We start from the raw sequence: 17,940 nt of genomic DNA, 5'->3' as shown, positions 1-17,940 counted from the left end.
CACGAGGGGCCCGGTGCCTCACTCCCAGCGGAAGAACCTCCCGGCCGCCGCCAGGCCGACGACCGCCCACACCGACAGGATCCCCAGGTCGCCCCACGGCATCCCCGCCCCGTGCTGGAGCACGTCCCGCAGGCCGTCGGAGAGCGCCGAGATCGGCAGCAGACCCAGGACGTCCTGGGCGGCCGAGGGGAACTTGTCCAGCGGCACGACGACCCCGCCCCCGACCAGGAGCAGCAGGAAGACCAGGTTGGCGGCGGCCAGCGTCGCCTCGGCCTTCAGGGTGCCCGCCATCAGCAGGCCGAGGCCCGAGAAGGCGGCCGTGCCGACGACCAGCAGGAGCAGGACGGCGAGAGGGTTGCCGTGCGGGGACCAGCCCAGCGCGAAGGCGATCACGGTCAGCAGGACGACCTGGAGGACCTCGATGACCAGCACGGACAGCGTCTTCGCGGCCATCAGGCCCCAGCGGGGCAGCGGGGAGGACGCCAGACGCTTCAGGACGCCGTACCGGCGTTCGAAGCCGGTCGCGATCGCCTGGCCGGTGAACGCGGTCGACATCACGGCGAGCGCGAGGATGCCGGGGGCGAGGAAGTCCACCGCCTCGCCCTCGCCGGTGTCGACGATGTCGACCGAGCTGAACAGCGCCAGCAGCAGGGCCGGGATCACGACGGTGAGCAGCAACTGCTCGCCGTTGCGCAGGAGCATCTTCGTCTCCAGCGCCGCCTGGGCCGCGATCATGCGGGGGAGGGGTGCCGCACCCGGCTTGGGGGTGTAGGTACCAGTGGCGGTCACGAGCGCAGCTCCTTGCCGGTCGGCTCCAGGCTGGGTCTTCCCGGGGGACGCTGAACCTGACTGCGGCTGCGCCGCGGGCCGGACCCCCAGCAGTGCTCTGTGCGTGGCGGCGTCATGAGCGCAGCTCCTTCCCTGTGAGCTCCAGGAACACGTCCTCCAGGGTGTGCCGTTCCACCGCGATGCGGTCCGGCATCACTCCGTGCTGCGCGCACCACGACGTCACCGTCGCCAGCAGTTGCGGGTCGACCTTGCCGTTCACCCGGTACGAGCCCGGCGTCAGCTCGGCGGCCAAGGAGTCCGCGGGCAGGGCCTTGAGCAGGGAGCCGATGTCCAGGCCGGGGCGGCCGGTGAAGCGGAGCGTGTTCTCGGCGCCGCCGCGGCACAGCTCCTCGGGGGAGCCCTGGGCGATGACACGGCCGGAGTCGATGATCGCCACGTCGTCGGCGAGCTGCTCGGCCTCGTCCATGTAGTGGGTGGTCAGGATGACGGAGACGCCGTCGGCGCGCAGGTCGCGGACCAGGTCCCAGGTGGCGCGGCGGGCCTGCGGGTCGAGACCGGCCGTCGGCTCGTCCAGGAACACCAGCTCCGGGCGCCCGACGACGGCCATCGCCAGCGCGAGCCGCTGCTGCTGCCCGCCGGACAGCCGCCGGTACGTGGTCCGGCCACAGCTGCCGAGCCCGAGCCGCTCGATGAGCGCGTCCACGTCCAGCGGATGGGCGTGCAGCCTGGCGACGTGCCGCAGCATCTCGTCGGCCCGCGCGCCCGAGTACACGCCCCCGGACTGCAGCATCACGCCGATCCGGGGCCGCAGGTCGAAGGCCTGTCTCACCGGGTCGAGGCCGAGGACGCGCACGGTGCCGGAGTCCGGCTTGCGGTACCCCTCGCAGGTCTCGATGGTCGTCGTCTTGCCGGCGCCGTTGGGGCCGAGGACGGCGGTGACGCCCGCCCGGGCCACCAGGTCGAGGCCGTCCACCGCGGTCTTCGTCCCGTACCGCTTCACCAGGGCCTGGACCCGGACGACAGGCTCAGTTCGCATGGCTCCAGAGTCTAGGTTCGCGGAAGAGGGCGCAGACCGGCGGGTGGAGGATCGACCGCCCGGGCCCCGCAGGGCGGGCTTTCAGGCCGGCGGCAGCGGGATCTCCTCCCCGCGGGGCCGGTGCAGTGGCAGCCACCGTTCGGCGTAGGCCACCGCGTCCGCCACACGGAACAGGCGCGCGTCGGCCGCGCCCACCGTTCCCCGTACGACGGGCCGGTCCCGTTCGAAGTCATGGCCCAGCTCGTCGAACCGATCCGAATCGATCGACACCTCGGTGACGACCTCCCAGCCTCCACCGGGAGCGGGACGGCCCACGGCCACGAGGGGGGACTCGATCCGGTACTCGGCGAGATGGAAGCTCGTGCAGCTGTCGTAACCGGCCCCCAGCAGCAGGACGCGCGCGTCCAGCTTCTCCAGCCGGGCCAGGGGACTGCGCTCGCCGAGCCGGCAGTCCGGGGCGTGCCCCTCGACGATCTCCGCAGCCCGGGGACCGAGCGCCGCGAACGAGGTCTGCGGATGCGCGCTGCGCAGCGCGCCGGGCCAGGTGCGGACGGTCTCGGGGATCACGCCGACCCCACGGGTGGGAGTGATCAGCGGGTCGTACGGCGGCATGGTGGCCCTGATCCGCTCCCACCACTCCCGCGGTACGGGCGGATTGCCCCACACCGCCGGGTCGGACAGGTCGCCGGACTGGGTGGGGACCACGAGCGTGCCGCCCGGGCCGAGCGCGTCCCGCAGTCCCTGGACGACCGCGACGGCGCCTCCGCAGACCCAGCCGAGGGAACTGAGCGACGAGTGGACGAGGAGGGTTTCTCCCGTTTCGACACCCAGTCGGCGCAGCTCTGCGGCAAGGGTGTCCCGGGTGACAAGTGGGCCGGTCGGAGGGGGTGTGGGCATGGTTCGCGAGTGTCCTCGCCGGGGATCCGCGGTGCCAGTGATTTATGCGCTGCTGTGATCGATCAAAGATCGTTTCCGCAGGTCAGATTAGGTATGCCTAAGTGACGTAGGGCACCGTCCGGTCGTCCGGACGCGGCTTGCCTGCCTCTGAGGAATTACGCAACAATGGCGTTGTGAAAAACGTCGGCGAGGCTCGGGAGACCCCCACGGGGGCCCCTCAGGAGGAGCTAGCGACCGGTGAGCGTTCGACGCGCAACCGGGTCGCGCGGTCCATCCTGGACCACGGGCCGTCGACCGTCGCCGAGCTGGCCGGACGGCTGGGGCTCACCCAGGCCGCCGTACGCCGGCACCTCGACGCACTGGTCGCCGACGACGTCGTGGAGGCACGCGAGCAGCGGGTGTACGGAGCGCGGACGCGCGGGCGCCCCGCCAAGGTCTTCGCCCTCACCGACTGCGGCCGCGACGCCTTCGACCAGTCGTACGACCAGCTGGCCGCCGACGCGCTCCGCTGGATCCAGGAGCGGTTCGGCGGGGACGAGGCCGTCGTCGCCTTCGCGCGCGCGAGGATCGCCGAACAGGCCGCCGCGTACCGCGAGGCGATCGAGGCCGCCGCCCCCGAGGAGCGCACCGAAGCACTGGCCAAGGCCCTGAGTGCGGACGGGTACGCTGCTACGGCGCGCAGCGCACCGGTCGGCGAGCAGCTGTGCCAGCACCACTGCCCGGTCGTCCACGTCGCGGAAAAGTTCCCGCAGCTCTGCGAGGCGGAGACCGAGATCTTCTCCCAGCTGCTCGGAACCCACGTCCAGCGACTGGCGACCATCGCGCACGGCGACGGCGTCTGCACGACGTTCATCCCCAAGATTTCCCAGACCACCCACAACGCATCTGCCAGCACGGCCGGGAGGAACCCCGCATGACTCTCCCCACGGAGACTGCCCACCCCGAACTCGAGGGTCTGGGCAAGTACGAATACGGCTGGGCCGACTCCGACGAAGCCGGTGCAGCGGCGAAGCGCGGTCTGAACGAGGACGTCGTCAAGGACATCTCCGCGAAGAAGTCCGAGCCGGAGTGGATGACCAAGCTCCGCCTCAAGGGCCTGCGGCTCTTCGAGAAGAAGCCCATGCCGAACTGGGGCTCGGACCTGTCGGGCATCGACTTCGACAACATCAAGTACTTCGTGCGCTCCACGGAGAAGCAGGCGGAGTCCTGGGAGGACCTGCCCGAGGACATCAAGAACACGTACGACAAGCTCGGCATCCCCGAGGCGGAGAAGCAGCGCCTCGTCGCCGGTGTCGCGGCCCAGTACGAGTCGGAGGTCGTCTACCACCAGATCCGCGAGGACCTGGAGGAGCAGGGCGTCATCTTCCTCGACACGGACACCGCGCTGAAGGAGCACCCGGAGCTCTTCAAGGAGTACTTCGGGACCGTCATCCCCGCCGGTGACAACAAGTTCGCCGCGCTGAACACCGCCGTGTGGTCCGGCGGCTCCTTCATCTACGTCCCGCCGGGCGTCCACGTCGAGATCCCGCTCCAGGCCTACTTCCGTATCAACACGGAGAACATGGGCCAGTTCGAGCGGACCCTGATCATCGTCGACGAGGGTGCCTACGTGCACTACGTCGAGGGCTGCACCGCTCCGATCTACAAGTCGGACTCGCTGCACAGCGCCGTGGTCGAGATCATCGTCAAGAAGAACGCCCGCTGCCGCTACACGACCATCCAGAACTGGTCGAACAACGTCTACAACCTGGTCACCAAGCGCGCCGTCGCCTACGAGGGCGCGACCATGGAGTGGATCGACGGCAACATCGGCTCCAAGGTGACGATGAAGTACCCGGCCGTCTACCTCATGGGCGAGCACGCCAAGGGCGAGACCCTCTCCATCGCCTTCGCGGGCGAGGGCCAGCACCAGGACGCCGGCTCCAAGATGGTCCACATGGCGCCGAACACCTCCTCCAACATCGTCTCCAAGTCGGTGGCGCGCGGTGGCGGCCGTACCTCGTACCGCGGTCTGGTCGAGATCGGCGAGGGCGCGGCCGGATCCAAGTCGAACGTGCTGTGCGACGCGCTGCTCGTCGACACCATCTCCCGCTCGGACACGTACCCGTACGTCGACGTCCGCGAGGACGACGTGTCCATGGGCCACGAGGCGACCGTCTCCAAGGTCTCCGAGGACCAGCTCTTCTACCTGATGAGCCGCGGTCTGAGCGAGTTCGAGGCGATGGCGATGATCGTGCGCGGCTTCGTCGAGCCCATCGCGAAGGAGCTGCCGATGGAGTACGCGCTGGAGCTCAACCGGCTGATCGAGCTGCAGATGGAGGGCGCGGTCGGCTGACGCCGCCCGCCGTCCGGCAGCAGCGGCCCGCCCCTTCCCGGCGGGCCGAGATCTCCACTGACGTAGGAAAGAGAGCACAACGACAGCCATGGCTGAGGCCCAGAACATCCCCGTGGGATCCACCACCGCGGGCTCGATCGCGGTCGCCGCGGAGTCGACCGTCGTCTCGCGCATGAGCGCGCCCCCGTCCTTCGACGTGGCGGACTTCCCGGTCCCGCACGGCCGCGAGGAGGAGTGGCGGTTCACCCCGCTGGAGCGCCTGCGCGGTCTGCACGACGGCACCGCCGTCGCCACCGGCGAGGGCGTGAAGGTCGAGGTGGACGCCCCCGCGGGCGTCGTCGTCGAGACCGTCGGCCGCGACGACGCCCGGCTCGGCAGGGCGGGCACCCCCGTGGACCGCGTCGCCGCCCAGGCCTACTCGGCGTTCGAGAAGGCCGGCGTGGTCACCGTCCCCAAGGAGACGGTGCTCACCGAGCCGATCCGCATCGCCGTGCACGGCGAGGGCGGGACCGCCTTCGGCCACCAGGTGATCGAGCTGGGCGCCTTCGCCGAGGCCGTCGTCGTCATCGACCACACCGGTGACGCCGTGCTCGCCGCCAACGTCGACTACATTCTGGGCGACGGCGCCAAGCTGACCGTCGTCTCGGTCCAGGACTGGGACGACAAGGCCGTGCACGTGGCCCAGCACAACGCCCTCGTCGGCCGGGACGCGAGCTTCAAGTCCGTGGTCGTCACCTTCGGCGGTGACGTCGTCCGCCTCCACCCGCGCGTCGAGTACGCCGGCACCGGCGGCGAGGCCGAGCTCTTCGGCCTGTACTTCACCGACGCCGGCCAGCACCAGGAGCACCGCCTCCTGGTCACCCACAACACCCCGCACTGCAAGTCGAACGTCGTCTACAAGGGCGCGCTCCAGGGCGACGACGCGCACGCCGTGTGGATCGGCGACGTGCTGATCGAGGCCAAGGCCGAGGGTACGGACACCTACGAGATGAACCGCAACCTGGTCCTCACGGACGGCGCGCGCGTGGACTCCGTGCCGAACCTCGAGATCGAGACGGGCGAGATCGTCGGCGCGGGCCACGCCTCCGCCACCGGCCGCTTCGACGACGAGCAGCTCTTCTACCTGATGGCCCGCGGCATCCCGGAGCACGAGGCCCGCCGCCTGGTGGTCCGCGGCTTCTTCGCCGAGCTGGTCCAGCAGATCGGTGTCCAGGACATCGAGGAGCGCCTCATCGCCAAGATCGAAGAGGAGCTGGAGGCGGCGGTCGCATGACCTCGTTCGTACGCGCCTGTGGGCTGAGCGAGCTGGAGGAGGACATCCCGAAGCGGGTGGAACTCGACGGCACGCCGGTGTCCCTCGTGCAGACCGAGGGCGAGGTGTTCGCGATCCACGACATCTGCTCGCACGCGAACGTCTCCCTGTCGGAGGGCGAGGTGGACGACTGCCACATCGAGTGCTGGCTGCACGGCTCGCGCTTCGACCTCCGTTCCGGCAAGCCCGACGCCCTTCCGGCGACGCGCCCCGTCCCCGTATATCCCGTAAAGATCGAAGGGGACGACGTGCTCGTCTCCCTCACCCAGGAGTCCTGAGGCACCCATGGCAACGCTTGAAATCCGAGACCTGCACGTCACCGTCGAGGCCGACAACGCCACGAAGGAGATCCTCAAGGGCGTCGACCTCACCGTGAAGCAGGGCGAGACGCACGCCATCATGGGCCCCAACGGCTCGGGCAAGTCGACCCTCGCCTACTCGCTCGCGGGTCACCCGAAGTACACGATCACCGGCGGCACCGTGCTGCTCGACGGTGAGGACGTCCTGGAGATGTCCGTCGACGAGCGCGCCCGCGCGGGCCTGTTCCTGGCGATGCAGTACCCGGTCGAGGTCCCCGGCGTCTCGGTCTCCAACTTCCTGCGCACCTCCGCCACCGCCATCCGCGGCGAGGCCCCCAAGCTGCGCACCTGGGTCAAGGAGGTCAAGGAGGCCATGGAGCGCCTCAACATGGACCCCTCCTTCGCCGAGCGCAACGTCAACGAGGGCTTCTCCGGCGGTGAGAAGAAGCGCCACGAGATCCTCCAGCTCGAGCTGCTCAAGCCGAAGGTCGCGATCCTCGACGAGACCGACTCCGGTCTCGACGTCGACGCGTTGCGGGTCGTGTCGGAGGGTGTGAACCGCGTCCGCGAGACGGGCGAGGTCGGCACCCTGCTGATCACGCACTACACGCGCATCCTGCGCTACATCAAGCCCGACTACGTCCACGTCTTCTCGGCCGGCCGGATCGTGGAGTCCGGCGGCGCCGAGCTCGCCGACAAGCTGGAGGAAGAGGGCTACGAGTCCTACACGAAGGGTGGCGCATCCGCGTGACACAGCTGCCGGGCCTCCTCGACACCGAGGCGCTCCGCAAGGACTTCCCGATCCTGGATCGCGTGATCCACGACGGCAGGAAGCTCGTGTACCTGGACAACGCGGCGACCTCGCAGACGCCGCGCCAGGTGCTCGACGTGCTCTCCGAGTACTACGAGCAGCACAACGCCAACGTCCACCGCGGCGTGCATGTGCTCGCCGAGGAGGCCACGGCGCTGTACGAGGGCGCGCGCGACAAGGTCGCGGAGTTCATCAACGCGCCCAGCCGCGACGAGGTGATCTTCACCAAGAACGCCTCGGAGTCGCTGAACCTCGTGGCGAACATGCTGGGCTGGGCCGACGAGCCCTACCGCGTGGACTCCGAGACCGAGATCGTCATCACGGAGATGGAGCACCACTCCAACATCGTGCCGTGGCAGCTGCTGGCGCAGCGCACGGGCGCGAAGCTGAAGTGGTTCGGCCTCACGGACGACGGCCGTCTCGACCTGTCGAACATCGACGAGATCATCACGGAGAAGACGAAGATCGTCTCCTTCGTGCTGGTGTCGAACATCCTCGGCACGATCAACCCGGTCGAGGCGATAGTCCGCCGGGCGCAGGAGGTCGGCGCCCTGGTCTGCGTCGACGCCTCGCAGGCCGCGCCGCACATGCCCCTCGACGTCCAGGCCCTGCAGGCCGACTTCGTGGCCTTCACCGGCCACAAGATGTGCGGTCCGACGGGCATCGGCGTGCTGTGGGGCCGCCAGGAGCTGCTCGAGGACCTGCCCCCGTTCCTGGGCGGCGGCGAGATGATCGAGACGGTGTCGATGCACTCGTCGACGTACGCCCCGGCCCCCCACAAGTTCGAGGCGGGTACGCCCCCGATCGCGCAGGCGGTCGGCCTCGGCGCGGCGATCGACTACCTGAACTCGATCGGCATGGACAAGATCCTCGCCCATGAGCACGCGCTCACCGAGTACGCGGTGAAGAAGCTCGGCGAGGTCCCGGACCTGCGCATCATCGGCCCGACCACGGCCGAGGACCGCGGCGCGGCGATCTCCTTCACCCTGGGCGACATCCACCCGCACGACGTGGGCCAGGTGCTGGACGAGCAGGGCATCGCGGTCCGGGTGGGCCACCACTGCGCCCGCCCCGTCTGCCTCCGGTACGGAATTCCCGCGACCACACGAGCGTCGTTCTATCTGTACTCCACGCCGGCCGAGATCGACGCTCTGGTGGACGGCCTGGAGCACGTACGGAACTTCTTCGGCTGACGGGACGAGCGATCGCATGAAGCTGGATTCGATGTACCAGGAAGTCATCCTGGACCACTACAAGAACCCGCACGGGCGTGGTCTGAGGGATGGCGACGCCGAGGTGCACCACGTGAACCCGACCTGCGGCGATGAGATCACCCTCCGTGTGAAGTACGACGGCACGACGATCGAGGACGTCTCGTACGAGGGCCAGGGCTGTTCCATCAGCCAGGCGAGCGCGTCCGTGCTGAACGAACTCCTCGTCGGCAAGGACCTGGCCGAGGCGCAGAGGATCCAGGAGACCTTCCTGGAGCTGATGCAGTCCAAGGGCCGGATCGAGCCGGACGACGCGATGGAGGAGGTGCTGGAGGACGCGGTCGCGTTCGCCGGTGTCTCCAAGTACCCGGCCCGGGTCAAGTGCGCCCTCCTCAGCTGGATGGCGTGGAAGGACGCGACGGCCCAGGCGCTGGGCGCCGACGCCGAAAGGAAGACGGCATGAGCGAGACGGTGGAGATGAAGCCGGCCTCGGAGGAGGAACTCCGCGAGGCCCTGATGGACGTCGTCGACCCCGAACTGGGCATCGACGTCGTCAACCTCGGCCTGATCTACGGCATCCACATCGACGACTCCAATGTGGCCACCGTCGACATGACCCTGACCTCCGCGGCCTGCCCGCTGACGGACGTCATCGAGGACCAGGCCAAGTCCGCCACGGACGGCCTGGTCAGCGAGTTGCGCATCAACTGGGTCTGGATGCCGCCGTGGGGCCCGGACAAGATCACGGACGACGGCCGTGAGCAGCTTCGGGCGCTCGGCTTCAACGTCTGAGGTCCACCGACCGAAGAAAGCGGCGACACCCACCGGGTGCCGCCGCTTTTCTCATCTGCCCACCGGGGCTCAGGCAAGCCCCTCCACCAGCCGGAAGGTCGAGTCGGCGCGGTACTGGCCGCTGTACTCGTAGCGCTCCAGCTTCAGCTGGAAGCGCTCGTGACGGAGGAAGTAACCCGGGTAGTTCACCGACTCCAGCATGACCGTGCCGGAGTAGGAGGCGCGGGCGCAGAAAGTGGCGTCCTGCTGGAACAGGGACGAACCGTCGTTGCGCTGCTTGACCAGGACGAAGCTGCGGTGGCGCAGGTAGGTGCCGTCCGAGGTCAGGAAGGAGTAGCAGGAGGAGTTGGCGAGCCCCTTGACCAACGTGAAGGTGGAGTCCTCCCGTTGCTCGGGGCCGGAGCCGATGGCGTCGAGCCGGACATAACCGTTGCTCAGGTGCCAGTAACGGTCGGGATAGTTGGCCGACTGCACGGACCGCTGCACGACGGCGGGCTTGGGGTCGGACGCGCCCTTGGTCGGCGAGGCCGCCGGGGAGGGCACGGCGGACGTACGCGGCGACGAACTGCCGTTCGGCCGGGGCGACGAGGACGGGGCCGAGGCGGACGGCGACGCGCTCTTCCGCGCGGGCGACGACGCCGTGGGCGAGCCGCTCGGGGAGGGAGAGGCGAAGGAGATCAGCCCCGACGATGTCTCCTGATCGGACGTCGTCCGGCCCTCACGAGCAGCTGACGTTTTGTCAGCAGGCTGGTCGTTGAGGGCTATTGTCGTGACGCAGGCCACGATGGTGGCCACGGCGAGAGCGCCGGCCAGCCACAGCCGTCGCGTTCCGGGTGCCCGGGAGGTGTCCGGGGCCCAACCATTCTCCCAAGGATGTTCCAGGGAAGGCCGGGACTTGTTGTCTGGCATGCGCTGTTCCTCTCGCGGCGTTGCCCCTGACGGCGGCCGCGGCTGCGATGGCCCGGTGTGTGAACGGTGAAACAGTAGTGGATGCTGTGACTCCCGAGTAGCAGTTTGAGCGAGCGGTTTCCATAACGGTTTCTCACGCGTCCGCCGTGAACGGTTTCTCACGCGTCCGTCGTGAGGCTCCGATATGTACGCTCGTACACATGGGATACCTGACGCTGGCCGTCGCCATTGCCGCCGAGGTGGCCGCGACGACCGCCATGAAGTACAGCGACGGCTTCACGAGACTCTGGCCGTCCCTCCTGACAGCCCTCGGCTATGTGGTCTCCTTCGCCCTGCTCGCCCAGACCCTCAAGTCCGTGGGGATCGGCACGGCTTACGCGATCTGGGCCGGCGTCGGCACCGCGTCGATCGCCGTCATCGGCCTCGTCCTCTTCGGTGAGGCCCTCACCCTCATGAAGGCCGCCGGCATCCTGCTGATCGTCGGGGGCGTGGTGGTGCTGAACCTGGGAGGTGCGCACTGATGCCCCGCCGCTACGACCCCGACCGTCGGCAACGGATCATCGACGCGGCGATCCGGGTGGTGGGGCAGAAGGGCCTGGCAGGGCTGAGTCACCGCACGGTGGCCGCCGAGGCGGACGTCCCGCTCGGCTCCACCACGTACCACTTCACGACCCTCGACGACCTGATGGTCGCCGCCCTCCGGCAGGCGAACGAGGGCTTCGCCCAACTCGTCGCCGCCCGCGGCGCCCTGACGGACCCCCACACCGACCTGGCCGCCGAACTCGCCGCCCTGATGGGCGAGTGGCTGGCCGGCGACCGCACCGGAGTCGAGCTGGAGTACGAGCTCTACCTGGCCGCCCTGCGCCGCCCGCCCCTTCGCCCGGTGGCCGCCGAGTGGGCCAAGGACCTCGCCGACCTCCTCGCCCCCCGCACGGACCCGACGACGGCACGCGCCCTCGTGGCCCTCATGGACGGCATCTGCCTCCAGGTCCTCCTGACGGACGTGCCCTACGACGAGGGGTACGCGAGGGAGGCGCTGGGGCGCCTCATCCCGCCCGCAAGCCCCTGACCACCGTCAACGCCGCCTCCACGCTCCCCACCACATCGGTCACCGGATACTGCACGTCCCGCACCACCCGCTCCTGGTCCACGACCAGTGTCAGCCGCTTCAGCCGCGTCGCCCCCGCCGCCCGGAACGTCGGCAGCCGCAGCGCGGTGATCAGCGCGAGCTCGGCATCCGACAACAAGGGGAAGCCCAACCCCTCCTTCTGCGCGAACGCCGCCTGCTCGTCCGGGCGTTGAGTGGAAACCCCGTGCACCACGGCACCGGCGGCGACGAACTCGGCGTACCGGTCCCGGAAGGTGCGGGACTCCAGGGTGCAGCCGGGAGTGCCCGGGATCTCCGACCACCCCGGCGGATAGGCGTCGGCACGCGCATAGGCGCCCGGGAAGCAGTACAGAACGGTGCAAGGAGCACCACTCCCCACCGGATCCCGCATCTCACCCTGACAGTCCACCAGTTGAAGCTCGGGAACCCGGCTGCCCACCAGTTCGTGCACCCGCCGCGCCTCCAGGGACGCCTCCGCCGCGGTGGCCGTGGGGCTCCCGTCCCCCAGAACCCAGGCGTCCCCCCAGTCCTGAAGAGCGACGAGCACGGGCAACAGGGCGCGACCGCGAGCCGTGAGCCGGTACTCATGCCGGACGGGCCGCTCCTGATAGGGCACCCGCGCCAGCACGTCCGCGTCCACCAGCAGTCGCAACCGCTCGGTCAACACCTTCCGGGACAGCCCCAGCTCACGGTGGAGCGCGTCGAAGCGGTGCACCCCCCGCGCGGTGTCCCGCACGATCAGCAGGGTCCACCAGTCGCCGACGACGTCCAGAGCCTGCGCGATGGCGCAGGTGGAGTCCTCCAGGCTCGTCCTGCGGGCCATGAGCTCCCGTCCCTTCGTCCCTCGGGCGTCGTTGACCCGAGGCTGCCATGCTGACATAGTCAGTTGCCAAAAGAAACTTACTCGGCCGAATCGGGGGACGGGTGCGAGCACTGCGGGAAGTCCCGCGCACGGTCTGGCTGCTGGCCTGCGGCACGTTCGTCAACATGGCCGTGAGCGTCTCCTTCGCGTTCCTCTTCCTCTACCTCACGGGTCCACGCGGCCTGAGCGCGGCCGAGGCGGGCCTCCTGAGCGGCGCCGGAGGCGCGGGCCTGGTGGCCGGCAACTTCACCGGCGGCTGGTACGGCGACCGGTTCGGGCACCGTCGCGTCCTGCTGGCAGCGGCCGCGACCTCGGGACTGCTGCTCGCCGCCGTCCCGGCCCTGCCGACGTGGGCCTTGTACGTCGTCCTGCCCCTCGCGCAGTACGCGTCCGGGGCCCAGCGGGCCGCCAACTCCGCACTCGTCGCGGCCATCGTGCCCGAAGGATCCCGCCGCCAGGCCTTCGCCGTGGTCCGGGCGGCAGCCAACGGGGGCTTCACCCTCGGCCCCCTGCTCGGCGCGTTCGCCGCCACCCACTTCTCGTACGACTGGCTCTACGTGGCCGAAGGCCTCGGCACGGTCGCCCTGGCGGTCTGGACGGCCCAGGTGGTCCCCGCCCGAGCCGCCGCCCCGAAGCAGCCGACGGCTCACCACGAGGCCGCCCTGTGGCCGGCCCTACGAGCCCGGCCGACGCTGCTGGTCCTCCTGCCGGCGATCCTCGTGACCGACATCATCTACCGCCAGCAGTACTCGACCTTCCCCGTCTTCCTGGCGGACCACGGCACGGACACCCAGGCCTACGGGGCGCTGCTGGCCATCAACGGCGGCATCCTCCTGTGTCTGGAACTGCCCACCGCCCTCGCCCTGCGCCACCGCTCCCCCCTGCACATCGTCGGAGCCGGCCTGCTCCTGGTCGGTGCGGCCTACGGCGCCCTTCTCCTGGGCACGACCACACCCACCACGATCGCGATGATGACCCTGCTGACGCTGGGCGAACTCCTCTACAAGACGACCGCCACCGCCTACGTGGCCGACCAGGCACCGGACCACCTCCAGGGCCGCTTCCAGTCCCTGTACGCGGGCGCGTCCATCAGCGGAGTGGTCCTGGCGGCCCCTCTCGGCGGAGCTCTCTACGAAACGGCCCCGTCCGTCCTCTGGCCTCTCTGCGCGGGTCTGGGAGCAACAGCCGGCGCAGCAGTCCTGTTGTCGGCGAAGCGCACGAACACGGCCGACCGCAGGACGGCGGAAGCGGACCGTGACAGTGCTTCGCAGCCCGTCGCCTAGCTCACCACAGCCAGGTCCACCCCTGCCGACAGGCAGCAGCACGCCCCACGCGCGACGGGCTCGCCCCACCGCCACGGCCCCGTCCAGCCCCCGGGCGTGGCGCCGTACATACCGCCACCTGAGACGCCACCCCGCTGGTTAGCCTCCACGGCCCCCCGCCGGTTAGGTTTCCCTCATGACCGACACCACTGCTCCTCGCACCACCGGCGCCGCGGCCACCGGCCTCGCCACCATCGCCGCCGACGGCACCGTTCTCGACACCTGGTTCCCCGCGCCCGAGCTCACCACCGAGCCCGGCCCGTCCGGCACCGAGCGCCTGTCCGCCGAGAAGGCCGTGGAGCTGCTCGGTGAAGGCGCCGCGAAGGCGATCGGCCCCGACGCCCGCCGTGGCGTCGAGGTGGTCGCGGTCCGCACGGTCATCGCCTCCCTCGACGACAAGCCGATCGACACGCACGACGCCTACCTGCGCCTGCACCTGCTCTCCCACCGCCTGGTCAAGCCGCACGGCCAGAGCCTGGACGGCATCTTCGGCCTCCTCGCCAACGTTGCCTGGACCTCCCTCGGCCCGGTCGCGGTCGACGACGTCGAGAAGGTCCGCCTCCACGCGCGCGCCGAGGGCCTGCACCTCCAGGTGACCTCGATCGACAAGTTCCCGCGTATGACGGACTACGTGGCCCCCAAGGGCGTCCGCATCGCCGACGCGGACCGCGTCCGCCTGGGCGCGCACCTCGCCGAGGGCACGACCGTCATGCACGAGGGCTTCGTGAACTTCAACGCGGGCACGCTCGGCACGTCGATGGTTGAGGGCCGCATCTCCGCGGGCGTCGTCGTCGGCGACGGCTCGGACATCGGCGGCGGCGCCTCCACCATGGGCACCCTCTCCGGCGGCGGCAACGTGATCATCTCCATCGGCGAGCGCTGCCTGATCGGCGCCGAGGCGGGCGTCGGCATCGCCCTCGGCGACGAGTGCGTGGTCGAGGCCGGCCTCTACGTCACCGCGGGCACCCGCGTGACGATGCCCGATGGCCAGATCGTCAAGGCCCGCGAACTCTCCGGCGCCTCCAACATCCTCTTCCGCCGCAACTCGGTCACCGGCACGGTCGAGGCCCGCCCGAACAACGCGGTGTGGGGCGGCCTGAACGAGATCCTGCACAGCCACAACTGATCACCGGCGGCCGTGACCTGCGGCCGCTTCATCGATCACCGCTCCGACCTGCTGCCGAGCTGTGGGCAGTGGTCGACGTCGGTCACCATTGAGCGCCCTTCCACGGCCCGAGGACGGCCCGGGAGGGCGCTCGTGCGCTGCCGGTGACGCGGCCGGTTCGGCGGACCGCCGCGTCCTGCCCCGCGCGCTGTGCGAACTGCGGTCGGCTCATTCCGTCCGCCGCTCCTGCGGCCAATCCGTGCCGTACAGCTTCGCCGAGGCGTCCACATGGGCCAGCCTCCGCAGCGCGCTGAACACCGCCTCACCCAGTACGGTCCCGACCACCACGGCCTCCACCATGTCCTCGACCGCCACCCGCCGGTCCACGTACCTGAGGTCGGCCTGGGCCACCTGCTCGGCCGCGTCGGCGTAGTCGTCGAGCACCTCGGCAAACGCCCCGTGGCCCAGCCGGCCCATGGCGGCAAGGACCTTGGACAGGTCGGCGGCGGCGGGGTTCGACTCGTGCGTCCGCCAGCCACGCCGGGAGATGAGGTCGGCGACGACGGCCCGGGCGGCCGCCGACTCGGCATCGTCGTGCTCGATGTCCCTGCTGCCGAGGCGGTCCGCGGCGGCGCCGAGCACTTTGTGCAGCGGACGCTCCGGGTCGTCGAGGGCCGCCAGTACGTCCGCGATGTCGGCCACCTTCATGCCGCCCACATCGAGCAGGGCGCGGATCAGCTGTAGCCGGCGCTCGTGCGTCTCGCCGTAGATCGCCTGGTTCGGGCTGGTCAGCTCGCCCGGAGGCAGCAGGCCCTCACGGACGTAGTACTTGATCGTCGGCACCGGCACCCCGGTCTTGCGGCTCAACTCTCCAATGCGCACTGCCGGTTCACTCCTTGATCTTCGCCCTGAGGCCGGGCGGCGCTTGCCGACCCGTCTCCCATCATAGATAGTGGGGCTATCGGATAGCGGATAGCGCCGCTATCTGTTTCTAGGGGGTAGAGCCATGTCTTCTTCACGTCCGTCTTCCCGGCCTGCGCCGTCGGGGCCGCCGTCGGCGCCATGGCGGTCATGGCATCGGCCGCTGGTGCTGTTCTCGGCGGCAATGGTGCTGATGGCGGTGGTGTCCGCCGTGGGGCTCGCCGTCGACGACCGCGTCCTGGTCGGTGCCCCGATCTGGTTCAAGCCGTTCAAGTTCGCGGTCTCGTTCGTGGCGTACTGCCTCTCCTTGGCCTGGATGCTGTCGCTCCTCCCCGGCGGACGACGCGTGGGCTGGTGGGCGGGGACGGTCGTCGCGCTGGCGAGCCTCGTCGAGATGGTGATCATCACCGGGCAGGTGGTGCGCGGGAAACGCAGCCACTTCAACCACGAAACACCTTTCGACGAGGCGCTGTTCAACGCGATGGCCGTCACGGTCGTCATCCTGTGGCTCGGCACGCTCGCCGTCGTTGTGCTGCTGCTCCGCGCCCGCATCGCCGACCGTGCATCCGCCTGGGCGATGCGCTCCGGCGTCGTCCTGGCGCTGGCCGGGGCCGGTGTCGGCTTCCTGATGACCCAACCCGCGCCGGGGCAGCGGCGTGGCGTCTCCAAGGTGGTCGGCGCGCACAGCGTGGGCGTACCGGACGGCGGTCCTTCGATGCCGCTGACCGGCTGGTCGACGACCGGGGGCGATCTACGGATCCCGCACTTCGTCGGCATGCACGCGCTGCAACTCCTGCCGCTGCTGGTCATGGTGCTGACCGCCCTCGCGCCACGCTTCGCCCGCCTTGCCGACGACCGGATACGGCTGCGCCTGGTGCTGCTCGCCTCGGGAACGTACGCCGCCGCCTTCGCCCTGGTTCTCTGGCAGGCCCTGCGGGGCCAGCCGCTGATCCACCCGGACGGCGCGACGCTGGGGGTGGTCGGCCTGATCCTGGTGGCCGTCACGCTCGGGACGTACGGATCCCTGCGGGCTCCGACTCCCCCTTCACGCAAGGCAACTGACGCTGAGGCCGCCCCCACTTCGAAGGATCTCGTCGCATGACCGGATTCCTCTTCGAGCTCTCCTTCTGGCTGGCCGCACCCGTATGGCTGCTCATGATCTTCGCACCGGCCTGGGGCCCGACCGGACGCATCGCCGGGTCACCGTGGACCGCGGTGCCCGTCCTGCTCGTCCATCTCGCACTGGCGGTCCCGGTGTTCCCCGAGCTCTGGATCGCGGTCCGCAGCCCGGACCTCGACACCTTCCGCGATCTGACGGCCCTCGCGGACGGCGCGGGGGCCGTCTGGGCCCAGGTCATCGCCTGGGATCTGCTGCTCGGGCAGTGGATGTACCGGGAGGCCAGACGGCTGGGGATCTCCGCCCTGCTGATGGGGCCGCTGCTGGTCCTCACGATCCTGCTGTCACCGTTCGGACTGCTGGTGTTCCTGGGGCTGCGTGCGGCAAGGTCGCGGCGTACGACCCGCGACGACCTCGCGGCTGCCGTGGCCGGCGGCACCCCGTAGTCGCTGCGGTCAGAGCGGTGCGCGGTGAGCAGTGCGAGGTCGGTGACCGGCCGGGCAGGCGCGCGCACAGAGGGGACCTTCCCAGGGCCGGCCGGGGCTCCGGGCTTCGACCGCCGGCCAGACCGGATCTGCCGGACCGGCGGTCACTCCGGCAGCCCCGCGGCGAACCGCTCCAGCACCGTGAAGTCGTCCTCCCGCAGCCCCACCCGCGGATTCACGTGGTGCAGCAGAGCCGGAGCGGGATGGTGGCGGGCGACATACGCCTCGTCGGCGGACGACTGCTCGTCGTCCACCCAGGCGAAGGGCCGCCCTGCGGCGTGGGCGACGAGGATCTCGGTCTTCCAGTGGACCTGGTCGTTCCGCAGGGCGAGCAGCCGGTCCCCGAAATCGACGTACGGCAGCTCGGGCAGCCCGACCACGGGAGCGATCCAGCGGTTGGCCTCGCCCATCCAAGTGGTGGCCCAGCACAGTTCGTAGGGCAGGCCCAGCAGGGCGGCACCATGTCCGGGATGCAGCCACACCCGCAACGGCCGCCCGGGCCGCACGGCGGCCCTGATCGTCGTGTAGCCCTCGGGTCGCCGCTCCGGCTTGGCCGCGTAAGGGTTCAGAGGGCCGTCGACGTCGAGGTAGAGCAGGGGGCGACTCATCAGGTCACCGTAGGCGGAGCG

At 70.0% G+C, this 17,940-nt stretch carries 22 protein-coding genes; 15 read left to right on the top strand and 7 right to left on the bottom strand.

All coding sequences use genetic code 11. From position 1 onward, the window contains the following. Positions 1 to 18: 18 nt before the first annotated feature. From IE263_RS39315 to IE263_RS39305, 3 genes are all read right to left on the bottom strand, one after another. The gene (locus IE263_RS39315; protein ID WP_229911410.1) at positions 19 to 735 is read right to left on the bottom strand and encodes an ABC transporter permease; all 717 of its coding nucleotides are present in this window, start codon (positions 733 to 735) and stop codon (positions 19 to 21) included. Positions 736 to 901: 166 nt separating this feature from the next. Continuing rightward, complete coding sequence (locus IE263_RS39310) at positions 902 to 1,825, bottom strand: ABC transporter ATP-binding protein (RefSeq protein WP_189942891.1); 924 nt, start codon at positions 1,823 to 1,825, stop codon at positions 902 to 904. A gap of 81 nt (positions 1,826 to 1,906) precedes the next feature. Further along, positions 1,907 to 2,722, bottom strand: a complete 816-nt coding sequence (locus IE263_RS39305) for an AAC(3) family N-acetyltransferase (protein WP_189942890.1) — start codon at positions 2,720 to 2,722, stop codon at positions 1,907 to 1,909. 173 nt (positions 2,723 to 2,895) lie between these two features. Here IE263_RS39305 and IE263_RS39300 point away from each other — a divergent pair, with 173 nt between their 5' ends. From IE263_RS39300 to IE263_RS39265, 8 genes are all read left to right on the top strand, one after another. After that, positions 2,896 to 3,639 carry a helix-turn-helix transcriptional regulator gene (locus IE263_RS39300; protein WP_189942889.1) on the top strand — a complete coding sequence of 248 codons (744 nt, stop codon included), beginning with the start codon at positions 2,896 to 2,898 and terminating at the stop codon, positions 3,637 to 3,639. Continuing rightward, a complete protein-coding gene (gene sufB, locus IE263_RS39295) occupies positions 3,636 to 5,057 on the top strand; it encodes a Fe-S cluster assembly protein SufB (protein ID WP_189942888.1) in 1,422 nt (473 codons plus the stop codon). Before IE263_RS39300 ends, sufB begins: the two co-directional genes overlap by 4 nt. A gap of 88 nt (positions 5,058 to 5,145) precedes the next feature. Further along, entirely contained in the window at positions 5,146 to 6,330 is a 1,185-nt protein-coding gene (gene sufD / locus IE263_RS39290) for a Fe-S cluster assembly protein SufD (RefSeq protein ID WP_189942887.1), read from the top strand. Then, the gene (locus tag IE263_RS39285) at positions 6,327 to 6,647 is read left to right on the top strand and encodes a non-heme iron oxygenase ferredoxin subunit (protein WP_189942886.1); all 321 of its coding nucleotides are present in this window, start codon (positions 6,327 to 6,329) and stop codon (positions 6,645 to 6,647) included. Before sufD ends, IE263_RS39285 begins: the two co-directional genes overlap by 4 nt. A gap of 7 nt (positions 6,648 to 6,654) precedes the next feature. Then, on the top strand, positions 6,655 to 7,419 hold the full coding sequence (gene sufC / locus IE263_RS39280) for a Fe-S cluster assembly ATPase SufC (RefSeq protein WP_189942885.1): 765 nt from the start codon (positions 6,655 to 6,657) through the stop codon (positions 7,417 to 7,419). After that, on the top strand, positions 7,416 to 8,672 hold the full coding sequence (locus tag IE263_RS39275) for a cysteine desulfurase (RefSeq protein WP_189942884.1): 1,257 nt from the start codon (positions 7,416 to 7,418) through the stop codon (positions 8,670 to 8,672). Before sufC ends, IE263_RS39275 begins: the two co-directional genes overlap by 4 nt. A 16-nt stretch (positions 8,673 to 8,688) precedes the next feature. Then, entirely contained in the window at positions 8,689 to 9,153 is a 465-nt protein-coding gene (gene sufU / locus IE263_RS39270) for a Fe-S cluster assembly sulfur transfer protein SufU (protein WP_189942883.1), read from the top strand. Beyond that, a complete protein-coding gene (locus tag IE263_RS39265) occupies positions 9,150 to 9,482 on the top strand; it encodes a metal-sulfur cluster assembly factor (RefSeq protein WP_073942328.1) in 333 nt (110 codons plus the stop codon). Before sufU ends, IE263_RS39265 begins: the two co-directional genes overlap by 4 nt. Before the next feature lie 69 nt (positions 9,483 to 9,551). On the opposite strand, the gene IE263_RS49830 is transcribed toward IE263_RS39265, so the two are convergent. Continuing rightward, positions 9,552 to 9,968 carry an AbfB domain-containing protein gene (locus tag IE263_RS49830; protein ID WP_308430802.1) on the bottom strand — a complete coding sequence of 139 codons (417 nt, stop codon included), beginning with the start codon at positions 9,966 to 9,968 and terminating at the stop codon, positions 9,552 to 9,554. A 10-nt stretch (positions 9,969 to 9,978) separates the two neighbouring features. Here IE263_RS49830 and IE263_RS49825 point away from each other — a divergent pair, with 10 nt between their 5' ends. The 3 genes from IE263_RS49825 (at position 9,979) to IE263_RS39250 (ending at position 11,460) form a co-directional block, all read left to right on the top strand. Continuing rightward, positions 9,979 to 10,182: a hypothetical protein gene (locus tag IE263_RS49825; RefSeq protein WP_308430801.1), complete on the top strand. Its 204-nt coding sequence runs from the start codon at positions 9,979 to 9,981 to the stop codon at positions 10,180 to 10,182. A 409-nt stretch (positions 10,183 to 10,591) separates the two neighbouring features. After that, positions 10,592 to 10,912 (top strand): DMT family transporter, encoded by a 321-nt coding sequence (locus IE263_RS39255; RefSeq protein ID WP_189942881.1) that lies wholly within the window; start codon positions 10,592 to 10,594, stop codon positions 10,910 to 10,912. Next, a complete protein-coding gene (locus IE263_RS39250; protein ID WP_189942880.1) occupies positions 10,912 to 11,460 on the top strand; it encodes a TetR/AcrR family transcriptional regulator in 549 nt (182 codons plus the stop codon). Before IE263_RS39255 ends, IE263_RS39250 begins: the two co-directional genes overlap by 1 nt. On the opposite strand, the gene IE263_RS39245 is transcribed toward IE263_RS39250, so the two are convergent. Continuing rightward, positions 11,438 to 12,322 (bottom strand): winged helix-turn-helix transcriptional regulator, encoded by an 885-nt coding sequence (locus tag IE263_RS39245; RefSeq protein ID WP_189942879.1) that lies wholly within the window; start codon positions 12,320 to 12,322, stop codon positions 11,438 to 11,440. The two genes, IE263_RS39250 and IE263_RS39245, sit on opposite strands and share 23 nt — an antisense overlap. A gap of 101 nt (positions 12,323 to 12,423) precedes the next feature. Here IE263_RS39245 and IE263_RS39240 point away from each other — a divergent pair, with 101 nt between their 5' ends. Both IE263_RS39240 and dapD read left to right on the top strand, forming a co-directional pair. Beyond that, a complete protein-coding gene (locus tag IE263_RS39240) occupies positions 12,424 to 13,644 on the top strand; it encodes an MFS transporter (protein ID WP_189942878.1) in 1,221 nt (406 codons plus the stop codon). Positions 13,645 to 13,819: 175 nt separating this feature from the next. Further along, positions 13,820 to 14,809: a 2,3,4,5-tetrahydropyridine-2,6-dicarboxylate N-succinyltransferase gene (dapD, locus tag IE263_RS39235; RefSeq protein WP_189942877.1), complete on the top strand. Its 990-nt coding sequence runs from the start codon at positions 13,820 to 13,822 to the stop codon at positions 14,807 to 14,809. A 207-nt stretch (positions 14,810 to 15,016) separates the two neighbouring features. Here dapD and IE263_RS39230 read toward each other — a convergent pair whose 3' ends face one another. Next, positions 15,017 to 15,670 (bottom strand): MerR family transcriptional regulator, encoded by a 654-nt coding sequence (locus IE263_RS39230; protein ID WP_189942876.1) that lies wholly within the window; start codon positions 15,668 to 15,670, stop codon positions 15,017 to 15,019. Positions 15,671 to 15,893: 223 nt separating this feature from the next. Here IE263_RS39230 and IE263_RS39225 point away from each other — a divergent pair, with 223 nt between their 5' ends. After that, on the top strand, positions 15,894 to 16,811 hold the full coding sequence (locus tag IE263_RS39225) for a hypothetical protein (RefSeq protein WP_189942977.1): 918 nt from the start codon (positions 15,894 to 15,896) through the stop codon (positions 16,809 to 16,811). Next, positions 16,808 to 17,272, top strand: a complete 465-nt coding sequence (locus IE263_RS39220) for an ABA4-like family protein (RefSeq protein WP_189942875.1) — start codon at positions 16,808 to 16,810, stop codon at positions 17,270 to 17,272. Before IE263_RS39225 ends, IE263_RS39220 begins: the two co-directional genes overlap by 4 nt. A 143-nt stretch (positions 17,273 to 17,415) precedes the next feature. Here the strand turns inward: IE263_RS39220 and IE263_RS39215 are convergent, their stop codons facing one another. Then, entirely contained in the window at positions 17,416 to 17,919 is a 504-nt protein-coding gene (locus IE263_RS39215) for an HAD domain-containing protein (protein ID WP_189942874.1), read from the bottom strand. Positions 17,920 to 17,940 lie beyond the last annotated feature (21 nt).

Origin of the sequence: Streptomyces aurantiogriseus, assembly GCF_014649375.1 — a bacterium.
GTDB lineage: Bacteria > Actinomycetota > Actinomycetes > Streptomycetales > Streptomycetaceae > Streptomyces > Streptomyces aurantiogriseus.
This window is presented reverse-complemented; position numbering and strand designations above follow the sequence as displayed.

Bases quoted from the DNA above. Each gene is read 5' to 3' on its own strand.
- IE263_RS39315 (WP_229911410.1), bottom strand. From the start codon at position 735: ATGATCGCGGCCCAGGCGGCGCTGGAGACGAAGATGCTCCTGCGCAAC.
- IE263_RS39310 (WP_189942891.1), bottom strand. From the start codon at position 1,825: ATGCGAACTGAGCCTGTCGTCCGGGTCCAGGCCCTGGTGAAGCGGTAC.
- IE263_RS39305 (WP_189942890.1), bottom strand. From the start codon at position 2,722: ATGCCCACACCCCCTCCGACCGGCCCACTTGTCACCCGGGACACCCTT.
- sufB (WP_189942888.1), top strand. From the start codon at position 3,636: ATGACTCTCCCCACGGAGACTGCCCACCCCGAACTCGAGGGTCTGGGC.
- sufD (WP_189942887.1), top strand. From the start codon at position 5,146: ATGGCTGAGGCCCAGAACATCCCCGTGGGATCCACCACCGCGGGCTCG.
- IE263_RS39285 (WP_189942886.1), top strand. From the start codon at position 6,327: ATGACCTCGTTCGTACGCGCCTGTGGGCTGAGCGAGCTGGAGGAGGAC.
- sufC (WP_189942885.1), top strand. From the start codon at position 6,655: ATGGCAACGCTTGAAATCCGAGACCTGCACGTCACCGTCGAGGCCGAC.
- sufU (WP_189942883.1), top strand. From the start codon at position 8,689: ATGAAGCTGGATTCGATGTACCAGGAAGTCATCCTGGACCACTACAAG.
- IE263_RS39265 (WP_073942328.1), top strand. From the start codon at position 9,150: ATGAGCGAGACGGTGGAGATGAAGCCGGCCTCGGAGGAGGAACTCCGC.
- IE263_RS39255 (WP_189942881.1), top strand. From the start codon at position 10,592: ATGGGATACCTGACGCTGGCCGTCGCCATTGCCGCCGAGGTGGCCGCG.
- IE263_RS39250 (WP_189942880.1), top strand. From the start codon at position 10,912: ATGCCCCGCCGCTACGACCCCGACCGTCGGCAACGGATCATCGACGCG.
- IE263_RS39245 (WP_189942879.1), bottom strand. From the start codon at position 12,322: ATGGCCCGCAGGACGAGCCTGGAGGACTCCACCTGCGCCATCGCGCAG.
- dapD (WP_189942877.1), top strand. From the start codon at position 13,820: ATGACCGACACCACTGCTCCTCGCACCACCGGCGCCGCGGCCACCGGC.
- IE263_RS39225 (WP_189942977.1), top strand. From the start codon at position 15,894: ATGGTGCTGATGGCGGTGGTGTCCGCCGTGGGGCTCGCCGTCGACGAC.
- IE263_RS39220 (WP_189942875.1), top strand. From the start codon at position 16,808: ATGACCGGATTCCTCTTCGAGCTCTCCTTCTGGCTGGCCGCACCCGTA.
- IE263_RS39215 (WP_189942874.1), bottom strand. From the start codon at position 17,919: ATGAGTCGCCCCCTGCTCTACCTCGACGTCGACGGCCCTCTGAACCCT.